Raw genomic sequence first — 17,310 nt, forward strand, 5'->3', positions numbered from 1 at the left:
CGACACTGATCTGGTCGTCCAACCTCTTCAGCTTGCCCGGCGAACCCACGCAGTTTAACAAGACGTCCGCGGCAAACCTCACACCAAGGAGCACCGAACATGACTACCACGATCGCCGGCATCCGCATCCCCGACAGCGCCATGGCGCGCGCCGCCACAGAACTCGTCCGCGATACCGAGCCGGACCTTCTCTACAACCACTCGCGCCGCGTGTTCCTGTTCGGCGCGCTGACGGGCGAGCGCCGCAAGCTCGACTACGACGCCGAGCTGCTCTACATCGGCGCGATGTTCCACGACATGGGCCTGATCGATGCCTACAGCAGCAAGCACGACCGCTTCGAAGTCGATGGAGCCAACGCGGCGCGCGATTTCCTGAAGGGCTATGGCATTGGCGAACACGACATTGAACAGGTCTGGGATTCGATCGCGCTGCACACGACGCCGGGCATTCCGCAGCACAAGAAGCCGGTCGTCGCGCTGGTCACGGCGGGCGTGGAAATGGACGTGCTGGGTCTTGCATACGACGAATTCAGCGACACACAACGCAAGCAGGTCATTGCCGTGCATCCGCGTGAAGTGAATTTCAAGGAAGGAATCATCGATGCATTCGCGCACGGCACGATCCAGAAGCCGGAAACGACCTTCGGCAACGTGAAAGCCGATGTCCTCGCGCTGAAAGACCCGACTTACAAACGCTTGAATTTCTGCAGCCTGATTCTGGGCTCCGCGTGGAACGACAGCCCGGGCTCCTGTGCGCATTGCAGCGATGCATCGCACAATCATTGAGCTGCGCGCTCGCCCCGACAGCCGTTCCTCCACTGGAGCGGCTTGTTTATCGCTAAAACAGATAAGCGTATGGGATTTGGTTCGTTGACGTTGTACGCGCGGAAACTTAGATTCGATAATCTGCAAAAGCAATTTCCCAATCGAATAACGAGTCCCGCGTGACGACCCAAACTCTCAGCCAGACCATTGAAATCACGCCGTTCCAAGGCCCCGTAGGCGCCGAGGTAACCGGGCTCGACCTGAGCCGGCCTCTTGCCGACGACGATTTCAAGCGCATTCACCGTGCGCACCTCGATCATCACGTGATCGTGTTCCGCGACCAGCGCATCACGCCCGAGCAGCACATTGCCTTCAGCCGCCGCTTTGGTCCGCTGCAAACCCACGTGCTTCACCAGTTCCAGTTGAGTGGCCACCCGGAGATCCTGATCGTTTCGAATGTGATGGAAAACGGCAAGCCGATCGGTCTCGGCGACGCCGGGCATTTCTGGCATTCGGACCTTTCGTATAAGGAAACGCCCAGCTTGGGTTCGCTCCTGCACGCGCAGGAACTGCCAGCCGAAGGCGGCGATACGCTCTTCGCGAACATGCATCTGGCGTGGGATACCTTGCCGCAAGCGTTGCGCGATGCCGTCGAGGGCCGCTTCGCGGAACATACCTATCTTGCGAAATACGCGGAATTGCAGAAACGCAGCCCGTGGCGTCCGAATTTGTCGGCTGAACAGATCGCGCAGGTCAAACCCGTGGTGCAGCCGATCGTGCGCACGCATCCGGAAACCGGGCGCAAGGCTCTGTTCGTGAGCGAGCATTTCACCACGCGCGTAATCGACATGCCCGAGGACGAAAGCCGCGACCTGCTGCAAGCGCTCTTCGACCACAGCGTGCGCGAAGAACATCTGTACCGGCATCAATGGCGGGAACATGATCTCGTGTTCTGGGACAACCGCTCGTTGATGCACCTCGCAGCCGGCACGCCCGATCATCTGCGCCGCAAGATGTACCGGACCACGATTGAAGGCGACACGCCGTTCTGATCCCGCGCTTCCAGTTCGATCCAATTCCAAAAACCTTCCTCGGACTTACGATGCCGCTTTTTACCAGCACGCCGTCGCGCCGCCTTGGCGCGGCGTTTCTCTCGCTGTCTGTAGCAATCATGTCGCTTGGCGCGGCCGTTCCGGCGCAAGCCGAAGGCACGATCCGCATTGCCGAGCAGTTCGGCGTGGTGTATCTGCTCCTCAACGTTGCACGCGATCAGAAACTGATCGAGCAGGAAGGCAAGAAAGAAGGCGTCGATATCAAGGTCGACTGGCTCAAGCTTTCCGGTGGCGCGGCCGTGAACGACGCGCTGCTGTCCGGTTCCATCGATATAGCCGGCGCCGGCGTTGGCCCGTTGATGACGATCTGGGACCGTACGCACGGCAAGCAGAACGTCAAGGGCGTGGCGTCGCTTGGCAACATTCCGTATTACCTGGTATCGAATAATCCGAACGTGAAGACGATTGCCGACTTCACCGGGAAAGACCGTATCGCCGTGCCGGCCGTTTCGGTATCCGTCCAGTCGCGCGTGCTGCAATACGCCGCCGCAAAGCGCTGGGGCGACAAGGAATACGATCGGCTCGATAAATTCACGCAGGCCGTCCCGCATCCTGATGCCGCAGCGGCAATCATCGCGGGCGGCACCGAGATCAGCGGCCACTTCGGCAATCCGCCGTTCCAGGAACAGGAGCTGGCGGGCAACCCGAAGGCGCATATCGTGCTGAACTCCTACGACGTGCTCGGCGGCCCGAGTTCGTCGACCGTGCTGTATGCAACCGAAAAATTCCGCGACAGCAATCCAAAGACGTATCGCGCATTTATCGCGGCGCTGTCCGACGCGGCGAAGTTCGTGTCGGCCAATCCTGAAGCCGCGGCCGACATCTACATTCGTGTGAACAACGCGAAGATCGACCGGAACCTGCTGCTCGGGATCATCAAGAATCCGCAGACGCAGTTCAAGATCACCCCGCAGAACACGCTGGGGCTCGCGCAGTTCATGTATCGCGTGGGTGCGATCAAGAACGAACCGAAGTCATGGCAGGACTATTTCTTCACTGACCCGGCGCTGGGCGCGGGAAGTTAGCCGCACGTCAGTCATCGAACCCGCCGCCTGGCGGGTTTTTTTATCCGTCCACTGAAACCGCAAAAACGCTGCTTATGCGTCGGCGTGTTTTGAATATGCGCAATGATTGGTTCACGCGGCGAGAACGCACAGCTAAGGTCGTGTTTTATGCCTGAACCCACCGCCATGGCCGCCAATCCTTCAGCTTTATACCCGCCGATCACACCCAGTCTGGCAGCGGCGACGAGCGGCAAGCTGGTCACCGTCGATCACGTCAGCCTGGAGTACCGCACGCGCGAGCGCATCGTGCGGGCGACGCATCAGGTCAGTTTCGACGTCTATGGCGGCGATCGTTTCGTGCTGCTCGGCCCGTCGGGTTGCGGCAAGTCGACGTTGCTCAAGGCGGTGGCCGGGTTCATCGAACCGACGGCGGGGACGATTCAAATCGATGGCAAAGCCGTCAGTGGTCCGGGCGCGGATCGCATTGTCGTGTTCCAGGAATTCGATCAGTTGCCGCCGTGGAAAACAGTGCTGCAGAACGTGGCGTTCCCGTTGCGCGTCGCGAAGAAACTCAGCCGCGCCGAAGCCCGCGAGCGCGCGCTGCATTTCCTCGACAAGGTCGGCCTCGCCGCTTTCGCCGATGCCTATCCGCACACGCTCTCAGGCGGCATGAAGCAGCGTGTGGCGATCGCCCGCGCGCTCGCAATGCAACCCCGCGTGCTGCTGATGGACGAACCCTTCGCCGCACTCGACGCCCTCACCCGCCGCAAGATGCAGGAAGAACTTCTGCGCTTGTGGGAGGAGGCGAGTTTTACCCTTCTGTTCGTCACGCATTCGATTGAAGAAGCGTTGATCGTTGGCAACCGGATCCTGTTGCTGACGCCGCATCCCGGCCGTGTCCGCGCCGAGCTGAACAGTCATCAGTTCACGAAAGACAGCTCGGGCCGCAATGACTTCCAGCAAAGCGTCGCGCGTATTCACAGGTTGCTGTTCGAAGAAACGGAGGCGGTTCAATGAGCACCGTGGATCACATCGCCGAGCCTTTGGCGCCGCCCGTGCGCGAAGAATACGAGCGGTTTCCCGAGCCGCTGCTCGATGTCGCCGCTGAAGCGCCGCTGCCGTTCGCCAAGCGGGTGACGAACCAGACCTGGTTGCGCAAGACGTTGATTGCGCTGGTGCTGATCGGCATCTGGGAAATCGCGGCGCGTGCAGTCGGCAACGATCTGTTGCTCCCCACGTTCGTCGATACACTCAAGGCCTTCGTGCAGGGCATCTGGTCGGGCGAGCTGATTGCAAAAACCGCCATCTCCTTGTCCGTGCTTTTGCGGGGGTATCTGCTTGGCGTCGTGCTTGCGTTCGTGCTGACTTCACTGGCGGTATCGACGCGATTTGGACGCGACCTGCTCTCCATGCTGACCGCGATGTTCAACCCGCTGCCGTCCATTGCGCTGTTGCCGCTCGCGTTGCTGTGGTTCGGTCTTGGCACTGGAAGCCTGCTGTTCGTGCTCGTGCATTCCGTACTCTGGCCGCTCGCGTTGAACACGTATTCGGGCTTTCAATCCGTGCCAGAAACGCTGCGCATGACAGGACGCAATTACGGACTGAAAGGGATTCGGCATGTGCTGCTGATTCTCGTGCCTGCAGCGTTGCCCTCGATTCTCGCGGGGCTGCGCGTGGGCTGGGCATTCGCGTGGCGTACGCTGATCGCAGCCGAACTTGTGTTCGGTGCAAGCTCAGGCAACGGCGGCCTCGGGTGGTACATCTTCCAGAACCGCAACGAGCTTTATACGGATCGGGTGTTCGCGGGACTCGCGGCGGTGATCGTGATCGGCCTGGTCGTCGAACATCTCGTCTTCGATACTTTCGAGCGCCTGACAGTGCGCCGCTGGGGCGTACAGCGGTAAGCGTTTCGATTGATATTTTGATCACAGACATGGAAAAGCCCGCAGGATTGCGTCTCGCGGGCTTTTTTACGCGTGATGACTTTAGAACACGTTGACCGGCACGTTCACCATCAGGCGATACACATCGCTTGACGAATCCGAATAGTATTTGCCGCCGTGGTGATGCATGTAATAGAACTTGGCGCTCGCGCCTTTCAGCTTGCCCGAGCCGATGGTATAGGACGGAATGACGCCAAATTCATAATGCGTCCCGTGAACCGGTTCGCCGTTTTTCCAGTACAAATCGTGAAGCGAACTGGCGGGATCGGCATAACGGTCTGCCATGGTCGATGCATCCGCGCCCCAGCCGTACGCACCCCACGTCGTCACCTTCGCGCCGGGCAAACCATAGCCGGCGAGATTCAACGTATAACCGAGTTGCAACGACTTTTCATGCGGCGCGTTGTAGTCCACATCGAGCGAGTTCGCCAGATAATCGCCCGCCGACTGACCGACATAATCGAAGAACTGGTTGCTCGCGATTTGCTGGAAACCAACGGAAATGGTATGCGCGTTGTGCGTACCCGACAGCAACAAGCTATACGCATGATTATTGATGGGACCATTCCTGCTTTGTCCGACATCGTGCGTGTAGTAATAAGTCAGGTTGCCGGTCCAGCGAATCTGGGCCGGATCGCCAATACTGTGGCCGAGCGTCAGGTAATACTGGTCCCATACGTTCTCTGCGCGGCTTCCATATAACGACGCGGACGTGTCGTCATTGGGCGCGTAATCGCCGCCCGCAAACGTAAAGCGGCTGAACCGGGTGCCGCCGTATTCCGTCTTCAACGTGGTCACGCTGGTCTGGCCGCGGGCCATCACGCCGTCCACGCTTCCCGCCTTGAGCGTCACGTTCTTGATCTCTTCGCTGGCAAGAGAGAAGCCGCGATAGCTTGGCGGCAACGCGCGGTTATCGTGGGGAACGAGGAAGGGGTCATCGAAGAGTTGCAAGCCGTACTTGAGCACGGTATTCGATACGCGTGCCTTCACATCCCACACTCCCGGATAAGTCCACGCCAGTTGGTTCTGCCCGGTTTGGCCATCGTGATTCAAATGCACGCGGTTACCCGCGCCTTGTCCGCCATTCAATTTCAAATCGCTGAACAACGACGCATCCAAGCCGACGCCGAATAATCCACGCGTATACCCCGATTCAAATACTGCCTGATTACCCAATACCCACGCGTCCTTGTTCTTCGCCCCATCCGATTCCAGGCGCTCGGTATAACTGCGGAAGAGCAGCTTCAAATGTGAATCTTCGATAAACCCCTGTGATTTCGACTGATTGCTGATAGGCGCGTCGGCTTCTGTATTAGGCGGGGAACTCGGTGGTGCTTCGGTATGACGCGTTGAGATATCGTCATCATCCGCAAAAGCGGAAATGGACGGACCCATCAACGCGGTGGCGACAGTTAAAGTGAGTGCAAGCGAATGTTTCTGTATTTTCATTATTGTTGTCTCTGACTTGTTATGGATTGTGATTAAAGGCCGACAACCATCTCAATAAAACCGGCGCGAGTTTATAAACGCGCCTGTTCAAGGAGCGAAGCATCGGAGGGTTACCGCGGGAAATACGGGGTTAGCAAAGCACCGCCGCATTCCGCCGTTGAAAAACGGCGAAACGAGCGATGTCTAGGCAATGGACGAAATCAGTCGTGGATCAGGCGAGCAGGCAGGCGGCGGCAACTCCATGTTCAAGGGTTCGCAATGCCGGTACTTCCTGCGAACAGCGTGGCTCCGCGATCGGACATCGAGTATGAAACACACAGCCGGTCGGCGGGTTGATCGGGCTCGGGATATCGCTCGAAAGAATCTGCACGACCTTCGTCCGCTCGATGGCCGGATTCGGCACCGGCACGGCGGACAGCAACGCGCGTGTGTAGGGATGGCGAGGCCGGGCATAGAGAGAATGCTTATCGGAGAGCTCCATGACGTGGCCGAGATACAGCACCATCACGCGATCCGAGATGTGTTTGACCACGGCCAGATCGTGCGCAATGAAAATCAGCGCGAGCCCCATTTCCTGCTGCAGCGACTTGAGCAAGTTGACGATCTGCGCCTGGATGGACACATCGAGCGCGGATACAGGCTCGTCGCAGACAATCAGCTTCGGCTCCACGATCAGCGCACGCGCAATGCCGATCCGCTGGCACTGTCCGCCGGAGAACTCATGCGCGTAGCGGTTGATCATCTGCTCGCGCAGGCCGACCTTCGCCATCATCGCGCGCACGCGCTGGTTCATCTCGTCCTTCGAGATCCCCGGCCGATGTTCCCGCAACGGTTCCGCAATGATCTGTCCCACTGTCATGCGCGGATCGAGCGATGCCAGCGGGTCCTGGAAGATCATCTGGATGTCGGCCCGCACGCCGTGCCATTGTTTGACCGTCGCGCCGCTCAGGTCTTGCCCCATCCACACGATCTTGCCGTGCGTCGCGGGGATCAGGTTGAGGATTGCGCGCGACAACGTCGACTTGCCGCAGCCCGACTCACCGACCACGCCGAGCGTTTCGCCCGCCTTCAGATCGAAGCTCACGCCATCGACGGCCTTCAAGGTGCGCCTCGGCGCCCACGGCAGCTTGCTCTTTGCCTTGACGCTGAAGTGGACCTGCACGTCGCGTACGGACAGAATGGTTTGCTCAGGCATGGGCGACCTCGTGCAACGACTTCATTTGCTCGACCGGGCGATAACACGCGCGCAGCCAGGTGGGATCGCCGGCGAACGCTTCGAGCGGCGGCGTTGATTCGGCGCAGCCCTGGCTGGCATCGATACACCGCTCCTGGAACGGGCAACCCGAGGGCGGATGCGCCATGTTCGGCGGATTGCCCGGAATGCCGACGAGCGGCGCGTCGCTTTGATCGAGACGCGGCAGCGCCCGCAACAAACCGATGGTGTAAGGATGCGACGGACGCGCAAACAGATCGTCCGCGTTGCAATGCTCCATCACACGGCCGCCGTACATGACCATGACCTTCTCGCACAGGCCGGCAACCACGCCCAGGTCGTGCGTGATCAGGACGATTGCTGTACCAAAGTCGTGCTGCAGATTGCGCAGGAGTTGAAGAATCTGCGCCTGGACGGTGACGTCGAGCGCGGTCGTGGGTTCATCGGCGAAAAGCACTTGCGGCTCGCACAGGAGCGCCATTGCGATCATCACCCGCTGGCGCATGCCGCCGGAAAGCTCGTGCGGGTATTGGTCGATACGATGCGCCGCTTCCGGAATCCGCACCGCTTCGAGCATGTCGATCGCGCGCTTTTTCGCGGCCCGCCGCGTCATGTTCTTGTGCAGTTCGAGCACTTCCGTCATCTGGCGTTCGATCGTCAGATACGGATTGAGCGATGTCATCGGGTCCTGGAAGATCATCGACAAGCGGTTGCCGCGAATCCGGTTCAGCTTTTTCGACGGCATGGTCAAGAGGTCTTCGCCCTGATAGATCGCGTTACCTTTGACACGGCCGTTGCGCGCGAGCAGTCCGAGCATGGCGAGGACGCTCTGGCTCTTGCCCGAGCCCGATTCGCCCACGATGCCAAGCGTGCTGCCCTCTTCCAGATCGAAGCTCACGCCGTTCACCGCGCGAACGACGGCGTCGGGTGTATCGAATGCGACTTCGAGATTGTGTACCTTGAGCAATGACATGATGCTTACCGATCCTTTGGGTCGAGCGCGTCACGCAGACCGTCGCCGACAAAGTTGATGCAATACAGCGTCACCGACAACAGCGCCGCCGGGAACAGGAGAATCCACGGCGACGTTTCCATCACGCCCACGCCGTCCTGGATCAGCACGCCCCAGCTTGTCATGGGTTCCTGCACGCCGAGCCCGAGAAACGATAGTACGGACTCCGTGAGAATCACGCCCGGCACGGTCACGGTCGTATAGATCGCGACAATGCCCAGCAGGTTCGGCACGATATGCCGCAAGATGATGCCGCTCGTCGATACACCGATCGCACGCGCCGCCTCGACGTATTCCTTCGACCGGATCGCGAGGGTCTGGCCACGCACCACCCGCGCCATGTCCATCCACGAAAATACGGTGATGGTCAACACCACGAGGTAGAACTCGCGGCCAAGCAGCGTCACCATCAGGATCGCGATCAGCAGGTAAGGAATGGCGTACATCATGTCGACAATGCGCATCATCGCGTTGTCCACGCGTCCGCCCACGAACCCCGCAATCGCGCCCCATACAATGCCGAGCGTCACGGACGTGAGCGTCGCCAACGCGCCGATCATCAGCGACACACGTCCGCCCACGAGACACCGCACGAGCAGGTCGCGGCCGGTTTCATCGGTGCCGAACAAATGCCAGTTGGCAAACGTCGGCGTGGAACTCATCATGTTCCAGTCGGTGGAATCGAAGGCGTTGGGCAATACGATCGGACCGATGATGCAGGCGAGCGTGATCAGAACAAGAATCACGAGGCTCGCGACGGCCGCCTTGTTGCGCGCAAAGCGCAAGCGCGCGTCCTGCCACGGGCTGCGCCCTTCAACCGGCACGGCCAGCACGCTTTCGAGCGCGGGGGCGAGCGTTCCTTGTTTCATTGCAGACCTCATGCGCATGGGCTAACTGATCAGTAGCGGATTTTCGGATCGAGCCACGCGTACGCGAGATCGACCAGCAGATTGAGCAGGACGGCAACCACGGTCACCAGCACGACGAGTCCGAGCACCAGCGTGTAATCGCGATTTGCGGCGCCGTTCACGATCAGCTTGCCGATACCCGGCAGCGAGAACACGGACTCCGTGACAACAGCCGCGGTGATCGAACCAATGGCAAGCGGCCCGATCACCGACACCACCGGGATCATGGTCGGGCGCAGCGCATGGCGCAGCACGACGGTCCATTGCGACAGGCCCTTGGCATAGGCGGTACGAATGTAGTTGGTGTTCATTACTTCGATCAGACTGCCGCGCGTCACGCGTCCGACGGTCGCCACATTGATGATGGTCAGGAGCGCAATGGGCAGCACCATGTAGCGCACATGAAAGCCATTCCAGCCGCCGGCGGGAAGCCACTTGAGAAGAATCGCGAACACGAGAATGAGCACGGGCCCGATCACGAACGACGGAAACGCACTGCCCGCATTCCCCACGATCATCAGCAGGTAATCCGCCGGGCTGTTCCTGTAGAGCGCCGCGAAGATGCCGAGTATCACGCCGAGCATGATCGCGAGCACCATCGACACACCGCCGATGGTCAGCGAGACCGGCAAAGCGCGCAGCACGAGGTCGTTCACGCTCCAGTCGGCGTATCTGAACGATGCACCCAGGTCCCCATGCAAGAGGCTGTTGAGATACAGCAGATACTGCTTCCACAGCGGTTCGCCGAGATGGTATTTCGCCTGCAGGTTCGCAAGCACTTCGGCCGAGACCTTGCGCTCGCCATCGAACGGACCGCCCGGCGTTGCATGCAGCAGCAGATAACACACCGTGACGACAATCAGCAGCGTCGGCACGGTCAGCAGTACACGCCTCAACGTATAAGACCACATGGAACTTCTCTCCTGGCGGCGTCGCGATCAGTGTGCGTCGCGACGGCCGCCTCATGGGTGTTGCGGGAACGGTAGCGAAAGCGTGGCGCCTCGCTCAGTGCTTCACGATATACAGATCCTTGCTGCGATAACGGTCCATCGGGTTCTTCAGTGAATACCCGCCCACGTAGCTCTTCACGAGCCGCGCGATCGTGTATTGCAACAGCGGCAACATCGGATAGTCGTCCATCACGAGCTTCGCGGCCTGCGTCTGCAATTGCGTGCGTTTTGCCTGATCGGTGGTGGAGTTCGCTTCCTTGATCAGCGCGTCGGCCTTGGGATTGCAGTTGAAGTTGTCGTTCTGCTCCGACCCGCATGAGACGAGCCCGAGAAACGTGGTCGCGTCGTTGTAGTCGGCAACCCAGCCATTGCGCGCGATCTGGAAGTCACCGGAATGACGTTTTTTGGTCAGGACCTTGAATTCCATGGTGTCGATCTGCGTGTCGAGACCCAACTTGGTCTTCCATTCCGATGCCGCGAAAATGGCCATCTTCTTGTGGTAATCGCTCGAGTTCATGGCGAAGCGAATCGTCGTGCCGGGCTTCACGCCCGCTTGCGCGAGCAGCTTCTTCGCTTCTTCCACGCGCTTGGCCATCGGCCACGTCGACCAGTCGTAGGCCGTGACGTCGGCGCCCTTCACACCCTTCACGATCACGCCATACGCCGGGATCTGGCCGTCGGCGGTGACACGTTGCGCGAGGATGTCGCGATCGATCACCATCGACAACGCCTGGCGCACGCGCACGTCCTTGAGCAGCGGGTCCTTGTTGTTGAACGAGTAATAGCGCAGGCCGAGCATGGGCGAGAGCTTGATGTCGTTCGGGAAGTCCTGCTTGTACTTCGCGTACGTTCCCGACGGCAACTGGTAGACCCAGTCGTTGTCGCCTGACTGGAACAGCTTGATGTCGGTGGTTTCGCTTTCCACCGGCAGATACGTAACCTGCGTCAGTTGCACGTGCGCCGCGTCCCAGTAGTTCGGGTTGCGCGCAAGCACCAGCTTGCTGTTCACTTGCCAGTCCTTCAGCACGAACGCGCCGTTGCCGACCAGCTTGCCGGGCTTCGTCCAGTCCTTGCCGAATTTATCGATGGCGGCTTTGTTGACCGGACCCAGGTTCGTATTCGACATCAGTTCGGGAATGAACGACACAGGGCCCGGCGTCCTGACTTCGATGGTATAGGCGTCGACCGCGCGAACGCCGAGCGAATCCAGCGGCTTCTTCCCCGCGATGATCTCAGCGCCATTGAGCAGGAAGATGCCAAACGTCGTTGCGTAAGGCGACGCGATCTTCGGGTCGACAAGACGCTGGCATCCATAGACGAAATCATTGGCGACCACAGGTTCGCCATTGGACCACTTCGCGTTCTTTCTCAAATGGAAGACCCATGTAGTGGCATCTTTCTGTTCCCATTTTTCCGCCACGCCCGGGACGACTTCGCCATCGGCATTCGTCGCGGTCAGGCCTTCAAAAAGATCGCGAGTCACGTTGTTCGACGGCACGGTTTCGGCCAGGTTCGGATCGAGCGTCTCGACTTCAGACGCGTTGTTGCGGACCAGCTCCTGCTTGGCGGCGAGCTGCACGCCGGCCGGCACGTTTGCCGCATGCGCTACAGGAATCGTGCTGGCGGCGACAACGACGCTCGCGGCCAGTGCCGGCAGCCATTTACCGCTTGTGCCGAAGATGCGGCGATCGACAGCATCGCCCGGACGAAAAAAAGCGTCAACGCGTGCGCTACGAGCAACGAGTCCTGCAAACAACATCATGGGAATCCTTTTTATTTATCTGTACAACGGCGCAGCGAGGCATGCACGCGCCGACAAAGCCTGCTTTTACCTTATTTGGCGGCGCGTTCTGTGCAGAAATGTGTCAGCGTCTGCGTCTGAATCAGGAACGACGTTGCAGCCTCCCTGCGTGTGTCTCCAATCCGCAGTGGCTGTTTTGCTTATCTTTCAAACTGCTTTACCGACGCTACGAATCCACAACAAATTCGAATTCGCCGGGAGTATTTCAGAGCAATAAAGTGGAATCCACTCACATGTGCTTATAGGCCATGTGTTTTGTGTATGACTGAGTGACCGCCGTGCATAAGTTTTGTGTTTTCGCACGAGCGTATTTCTTCGGTCGGCAAGCATGGGCGTATCGCGCTACCATCGGCGTCCTCACGGTTCACCAGCAGGCTCGCTACGATGATTCGTTTTCGCCAGATAGAAGCATTCCGTTCGTTGATCATGACCGGCACCAGCGTGGGCGCTGCGCGTGCTTTGCACGTCACGCAACCCGCCATTAGCCGTCTGATTGCAGATTTAGAGGCTGACCTCGGTTTCAGTCTGTTCAGCCGCACTGGCGGCAGGCTCAATCCAACCAATGCCGGATTGCGTTTCTTCAAGTCGGTCGAAGAGAATTTCCTGGGGCTCGACCGCTTGAAACAAGTGGCCGAACTCATCCGCGATGAAGCCTCAGAAGGACTGACCGTCGCATGCTTGCCGGTGCTTGCAAGCACCTTGCTGCCGCCCATACTCGCCGATTTTGTCGAGCGTCATCCGGGCGTGCCCATCCGCGTGGACTCGGTAAAGGTGCCCGAAGTGCTTACCATCCTTCAGAACCACAAGGCCGACGTGGCAATCAGCCAGGCGTTCGCGCCGGTTGCAGGTATCGAAGTGGAAAAACTGCTGAGCGCGCGCGGTCAATGCGCGATGCCGGCGTCGCATCGGTTGGCCAGGAAAAAGGTCGTGCGTACGTCGGATCTTCGTGGCGAACGCATCATTGGATGGCTGCCGAATTCGCGTCAACCGTATGCCGCCGAGCAATCGTTGTTCGCGGCCGGCGAGGATCGCGCGAACTATACGGTGATGACCGACACCGCGCATACACGATACGCCATGGTCGCGGGCGGCCTGGGCGTGTCGATCGTCGAACCGTTCGCCGCGAAGGTGTGGCGCATGCACGGCGTGATCGTGCGGCCGTTCGAAGCGGCTATTGAATACGAGTACGTGCTTTCGTATCCGAGCAGCGGCATCCGTTCGGATCTGGTCGCTTCTTTTCGCGAGTCCGTCCTGCGCGTGGTGGCAACGTATTCCCTCGATGAAGCCCCCGTGCTCGCCGACGCATAAAAACACCGGATTTGCCAGCCTTTCAAAAGAATTCCGCCTCGTGGTATAAGCCCGGATGCCCTTCCCGTGAAGCTGTCTACCGGGAAGTGACGACGAGACGAGACGAGACGAGACGAATACCCAATCAAGAGGAGGAGAAAGATGGCAATGAAGATGTCCATGAATTCACTGCATCGCACGCGTTCGTTTGCGCTTGGAAGTGTAGCGGCGGCGATTTTTGCGGTATCGATGGGATTTGTCGAAAGCACGCCGGCATACGCCAAGGTTGCACAGCAACCGGTGGTGCTGACGGCGTCGGCTGTTGCTGTCGCGGACAAGTTCGCCGCTGATGCCGCCGAGCAGATCTTCAAACAAGGCGGCAACGCGGTCGACGCCGCCGTTGCCGTCGCCTTCACGCTGGCCGTGACGTATCCGGAAGCAGGCAATCTCGGCGGCGGCGGTTTCATGACGCTGTACGTGGATCATCGTCCGTACTTCCTCGATTATCGTGAGCGCGCGCCGATCGCGGCCACGAAGAACATGTATCTCGACGACAAAGGCGAAGTCATCAAGGGCATGAGCCTTTACGGACATCGCGCGGTCGGCGTGCCGGGCACGGTCTCGGGCATGTGGGAGGCGCAAAAGCGCTTTGGCAAGCTGAAGTGGAAGCAAGTGGTCGCGCCCGCGATCAAGTACGCGCAGGACGGCTTCGAAGTCAGCGACCAGTTGCAGGAACGCAAGGACGCGGCATCCAAGGAATTTGCAGGCAAGACGAACTTCGACAGTTACTTCGGAACCCTGAATAAAGGCGTGAACTTCAAGCAGCCAGAACTGGCTGCCACGTTGCAGCGCATTGCGGACAAGGGCGCGAAGGGCTTTTATGAAGGTCAGACTGCAAGCCTGATTGCCGACTCCATGCGGGGCCACGGCCTCATCACGGAACAGGATCTGAAAGAGTACAAGGCGGTCTGGCGCACGCCGGTTCTCGCAAGCTGGAACGGCTACCGGATCATCACCGCGCCGCCTCCGAGTTCGGGTGGCATCGGTCTCGTCCAGTTGCTCAAGATGAAGGCCGATCTCAAGGACAAGTACGCAAACGTTCCGCTCAATTCGGCGCAATACATCCACCTGACGGCAGAGATCGAGAAACGCGTCTTTGCCGATCGTGCGCAGTATCTCGGCGATCCTGATTTCTACAAGGTGCCGATCGCGCAACTCATCAACGACGACTACATCCTGAAGCGTGCATCCGAAGTGAATCCGGACACGCCGTCAGACACGAAGAGTGTTGTTCCGGGCCTGGGCACCACAATGCCCGAGAAAGCCGAGACCACGCACTTTTCGATCGTGGACAAATGGGGCAACGCGGTATCGAATACGTACACCATCAACGGTTATTTCGGCGCGGGTGTAATTGCCGACGGTACGGGTGTGGTGCTCAACGACGAGATGGATGACTTCTCCTCGAAACCGGGTGTCGCGAACATGTTCGGCGTGGTCGGCAGCGATGCCAACGCAATCGAACCGCGCAAGCGTCCGCTCTCCTCCATGTCGCCGACCATCCTGACGAAGGACGATCAGGTCGCAATGGTGATCGGCACGCCGGGCGGCTCGCGCATCTTCACCTCGATCTTTCAGGTGATCAACAACGTGTACGACTTCTCAATGCCGCTGCCCGAGGCCGTCGCCGCGATGCGCTGGCATCACCAGTTGCTGCCGCCGAACACGATCTTCTGGGAGCCGTACAAGCCTATCGACGGTGATCTGGCGAAGGAGCTCGAAGCGAAGGGTTATACGCTGCAGAAGCAGGGTTTCAACGGAGACATCCAGGCCATCAAGATCAACGATAAAACGCCTGAACCCGTCGCCGATCCCCGCGGCCGCGGCGTGACGCGCGTGATCCAGTAAGCCTTGTAAGAAGCCTCGACAAGCACAAAGGCCAAGTCTTCGGACTTGGCCTTTGCATTTTCCGCCGCACGATAAAACCCGCCCATAAGCCCCTGAAATCAAGCTTATAAGGATCGCGGCATGACTGGAATCCCATTTTTGAGATTGGATGCGGCGTGCTGATCGCCTAGTCTCTGTCCTGGCCCAGTCCAGCGCATCGTTTTCTGGCCACTACTAAAAATACGACTTTCGAGACGACCCCTGAAGACGGCTCTCCGGCTTGTTCCCGGCCCGTTTCAGCATGCTGATAAAGGAGAACAGCTCATGATGGAACCCCACGCCCAGCCGCTTCGCGGCATCGATATTCAACAGGACGAATCCCCGTCCGCTCACGGCCGAACTCAAGACGAGACGCAAAGCAAAACGCAAGGCGGCGCAATCGACCGCTATTTCCAGATCAGCGCACGCGGCAGCACGCAGCGGCGCGAAGTGATCGCCGGCATTACCACGTTTCTCGCGATGGTTTATTCCGTCTTCGTCGTCCCCGCCATGCTCGGAAAAGCCGGATTCGATACCCGCGCCGTCTTCGTCGCCGTCTGCCTCACGACCGCCTTCGGTTCGCTGCTGATGGGCGTTTGGGCACGCCTGCCGATCGCAATCGGCTGCGCAATCTCGCTGACCGCCTTCACCGCATTCGGGCTTGTGCTGGGCAAAGGGCTCTCGCCATCCGTGGCGCTCGGCGCCGTATTCCTGATGGGTGTCACCTTTACGGCGATTTCCGTGACCGGCGTGCGTTCGTGGATCTTGCGTAACCTGCCGGCCGGGGTCGCTCATGGGACGGGAATTGGAATTGGCTTGTTCCTGCTGCTGATTGCATCGAACGATGTCGGGCTGATCGTGAAGAACCCGGGCGCGGGCATGCCCATATCCCTCGGCAATATCACCGCGTTTCCGGTGCTGATGTCCGTGTTCGGGTTGGCTGCGATTCTCGGCCTGGAGCGGCGCCGCGTGCCGGGCGGGATTCTGATCGTGGTGATCGGCTTGTCCGTGCTGGGTCTCGCCTTCGATCCGTCCGTTCACTACACGGGGGTATTCGCGCTGCCGTCGCTGAGCGCGCCGGGCCATGCCTCGTTGATTGGGGCAATGGATATTCGTGGGGCGCTTTCCATGGCCGTGCTGCCGAGCGTTCTTGCACTCGTGATGACCGCAGTCTTCGATGCCACCGGCACCATTCGCGCAGTCGCGGGCCAGGCGGGTCAGATCGATGAAAACGGCCGAATTGTGAATGGCGGACGCGCGTTGACAGCGGATTCGGTGAGCTCGATCGTGGCCGCTTGCCTGGGCGGTGCGCCGGCTGCGGCTTATATTGAATCGACGGTAGGTGTAGCGGCGGGCGCGAAGTCGGGCCTGGCTGCCGCGACCGTGGGCCTGCTGTTCCTGGCCGTGATGTTCTTCTCGCCGATCGCGGGCCTTGTGCCTTCGTATGCGACGGCGCCGGCGCTGATGTACGTCGGTTTGCTGATGCTTTCAAGCGTGAGCAAACTGCACATGGACGATCTCGTCGATGCCATGTCCGGCTTGGTCTGCGCAGTGTTTATCGTGCTTTCGGCGAACATTGTCACCGGCATCATGCTCGGCTTCTGCACGCTCGTGATCGGACGCGTGATTGCGGGCGAATACCGCAAGCTGAACGTGGGTACGGTCGTGATTGCAGTCGTACTCGCCGCGTTTTATCTCGGCGGCTGGGCGATCTGACGCTCAGCTAATCGGCCTGCAAGCTCCCTGCTTTTTGCGTTCAGCCTGTAAATCTGTGCAAATCGACGTGCGAGAGCCGGTGAAAAGCTCGATCAGCGCGTCGATCCAATGCAAACGGATTTACTTGCGACGATACGCCTCTGCCATAACAGCGCAGTTCTGCAGGTGAAGGTTCAATGCGCGAACAGCTTCGCGGCGAACAACTGCTTTCGTCTTGCGAAACC

Annotated in this window: 14 protein-coding genes; 8 read left to right on the top strand and 6 right to left on the bottom strand. The window is 59.5% G+C overall.

All coding sequences use genetic code 11. From position 1 onward, the window contains the following. The first annotated feature begins 99 nt into the window (after positions 1-99). The 5 genes from AX768_RS26810 to AX768_RS26830 all read left to right on the top strand — a co-directional run bounded on the left by AX768_RS26810 (position 100) and on the right by AX768_RS26830 (position 4,785). Positions 100-786 carry an HD domain-containing protein gene (locus AX768_RS26810; protein ID WP_062003099.1) on the top strand — a complete coding sequence of 229 codons (687 nt, stop codon included), beginning with the start codon at positions 100-102 and terminating at the stop codon, positions 784-786. Positions 787-944: 158 nt separating this feature from the next. After that, entirely contained in the window at positions 945-1,817 is an 873-nt protein-coding gene (locus tag AX768_RS26815; RefSeq protein WP_062003100.1) for a TauD/TfdA dioxygenase family protein, read from the top strand. Positions 1,818-1,867: 50 nt separating this feature from the next. After that, complete coding sequence (locus tag AX768_RS26820; RefSeq protein ID WP_062003101.1) at positions 1,868-2,902, top strand: ABC transporter substrate-binding protein; 1,035 nt, start codon at positions 1,868-1,870, stop codon at positions 2,900-2,902. Between the two features lie 165 nt (positions 2,903-3,067). Next, the gene (locus tag AX768_RS26825) at positions 3,068-3,898 is read left to right on the top strand and encodes an ABC transporter ATP-binding protein (RefSeq protein ID WP_062003102.1); all 831 of its coding nucleotides are present in this window, start codon (positions 3,068-3,070) and stop codon (positions 3,896-3,898) included. Further along, a complete protein-coding gene (locus AX768_RS26830; RefSeq protein ID WP_062003103.1) occupies positions 3,895-4,785 on the top strand; it encodes an ABC transporter permease in 891 nt (296 codons plus the stop codon). Before AX768_RS26825 ends, AX768_RS26830 begins: the two co-directional genes overlap by 4 nt. 81 nt (positions 4,786-4,866) lie before the next feature. Here the strand turns inward: AX768_RS26830 and AX768_RS26835 are convergent, their stop codons facing one another. From AX768_RS26835 to AX768_RS26860, 6 genes are all read right to left on the bottom strand, one after another. Continuing rightward, positions 4,867-6,273, bottom strand: coding sequence for an OprD family outer membrane porin (locus tag AX768_RS26835; RefSeq protein WP_062003104.1), 1,407 nt, complete (start codon positions 6,271-6,273; stop codon positions 4,867-4,869). Positions 6,274-6,484: 211 nt separating this feature from the next. Then, positions 6,485-7,468 carry a murein tripeptide/oligopeptide ABC transporter ATP binding protein OppF gene (gene oppF, locus AX768_RS26840; protein WP_062003105.1) on the bottom strand — a complete coding sequence of 328 codons (984 nt, stop codon included), beginning with the start codon at positions 7,466-7,468 and terminating at the stop codon, positions 6,485-6,487. Then, positions 7,461-8,462, bottom strand: a complete 1,002-nt coding sequence (locus AX768_RS26845; RefSeq protein ID WP_269465470.1) for an ABC transporter ATP-binding protein — start codon at positions 8,460-8,462, stop codon at positions 7,461-7,463. The genes oppF and AX768_RS26845 overlap by 8 nt, the downstream gene beginning before the upstream one ends. Before the next feature lie 2 nt (positions 8,463-8,464). Beyond that, a complete protein-coding gene (locus AX768_RS26850; RefSeq protein ID WP_062003107.1) occupies positions 8,465-9,367 on the bottom strand; it encodes an ABC transporter permease subunit in 903 nt (300 codons plus the stop codon). A 29-nt stretch (positions 9,368-9,396) separates the two neighbouring features. After that, positions 9,397-10,317 carry an ABC transporter permease subunit gene (locus tag AX768_RS26855; protein ID WP_062003108.1) on the bottom strand — a complete coding sequence of 307 codons (921 nt, stop codon included), beginning with the start codon at positions 10,315-10,317 and terminating at the stop codon, positions 9,397-9,399. Positions 10,318-10,411: 94 nt separating this feature from the next. Next, positions 10,412-12,118: an ABC transporter substrate-binding protein gene (locus tag AX768_RS26860; protein ID WP_231941561.1), complete on the bottom strand. Its 1,707-nt coding sequence runs from the start codon at positions 12,116-12,118 to the stop codon at positions 10,412-10,414. A gap of 423 nt (positions 12,119-12,541) precedes the next feature. On the opposite strand from AX768_RS26860, the gene AX768_RS26865 reads away from it, so the two are divergent. The 3 genes from AX768_RS26865 to AX768_RS26875 all read left to right on the top strand — a co-directional run bounded on the left by AX768_RS26865 (position 12,542) and on the right by AX768_RS26875 (position 17,086). Further along, entirely contained in the window at positions 12,542-13,465 is a 924-nt protein-coding gene (locus AX768_RS26865) for a LysR substrate-binding domain-containing protein (protein WP_062003109.1), read from the top strand. 228 nt (positions 13,466-13,693) lie between these two features. After that, complete coding sequence (gene ggt / locus AX768_RS26870) at positions 13,694-15,352, top strand: gamma-glutamyltransferase (protein ID WP_439823410.1); 1,659 nt, start codon at positions 13,694-13,696, stop codon at positions 15,350-15,352. Positions 15,353-15,655: 303 nt separating this feature from the next. Next, positions 15,656-17,086 (top strand): NCS2 family permease, encoded by a 1,431-nt coding sequence (locus AX768_RS26875; protein ID WP_062003110.1) that lies wholly within the window; start codon positions 15,656-15,658, stop codon positions 17,084-17,086. Positions 17,087-17,310 lie beyond the last annotated feature (224 nt).

The sequence above is a fragment of the Burkholderia sp. PAMC 28687 genome, assembly GCF_001577465.1.
Taxonomy (GTDB): Bacteria; Pseudomonadota; Gammaproteobacteria; order Burkholderiales; family Burkholderiaceae; genus Caballeronia.

Bases quoted from the DNA above. Each gene is read 5' to 3' on its own strand.
- ggt (WP_439823410.1), top strand. From the start codon at position 13,694: ATGGGATTTGTCGAAAGCACGCCGGCATACGCCAAGGTTGCACAGCAA.
- oppF (WP_062003105.1), bottom strand. From the start codon at position 7,468: ATGCCTGAGCAAACCATTCTGTCCGTACGCGACGTGCAGGTCCACTTC.
- AX768_RS26850 (WP_062003107.1), bottom strand. From the start codon at position 9,367: ATGAAACAAGGAACGCTCGCCCCCGCGCTCGAAAGCGTGCTGGCCGTG.
- AX768_RS26830 (WP_062003103.1), top strand. From the start codon at position 3,895: ATGAGCACCGTGGATCACATCGCCGAGCCTTTGGCGCCGCCCGTGCGC.
- AX768_RS26825 (WP_062003102.1), top strand. From the start codon at position 3,068: ATGGCCGCCAATCCTTCAGCTTTATACCCGCCGATCACACCCAGTCTG.
- AX768_RS26875 (WP_062003110.1), top strand. From the start codon at position 15,656: ATGATGGAACCCCACGCCCAGCCGCTTCGCGGCATCGATATTCAACAG.
- AX768_RS26820 (WP_062003101.1), top strand. From the start codon at position 1,868: ATGCCGCTTTTTACCAGCACGCCGTCGCGCCGCCTTGGCGCGGCGTTT.
- AX768_RS26835 (WP_062003104.1), bottom strand. From the start codon at position 6,273: ATGAAAATACAGAAACATTCGCTTGCACTCACTTTAACTGTCGCCACC.
- AX768_RS26860 (WP_231941561.1), bottom strand. From the start codon at position 12,118: ATGATGTTGTTTGCAGGACTCGTTGCTCGTAGCGCACGCGTTGACGCT.
- AX768_RS26865 (WP_062003109.1), top strand. From the start codon at position 12,542: ATGATTCGTTTTCGCCAGATAGAAGCATTCCGTTCGTTGATCATGACC.
- AX768_RS26855 (WP_062003108.1), bottom strand. From the start codon at position 10,317: ATGTGGTCTTATACGTTGAGGCGTGTACTGCTGACCGTGCCGACGCTG.
- AX768_RS26810 (WP_062003099.1), top strand. From the start codon at position 100: ATGACTACCACGATCGCCGGCATCCGCATCCCCGACAGCGCCATGGCG.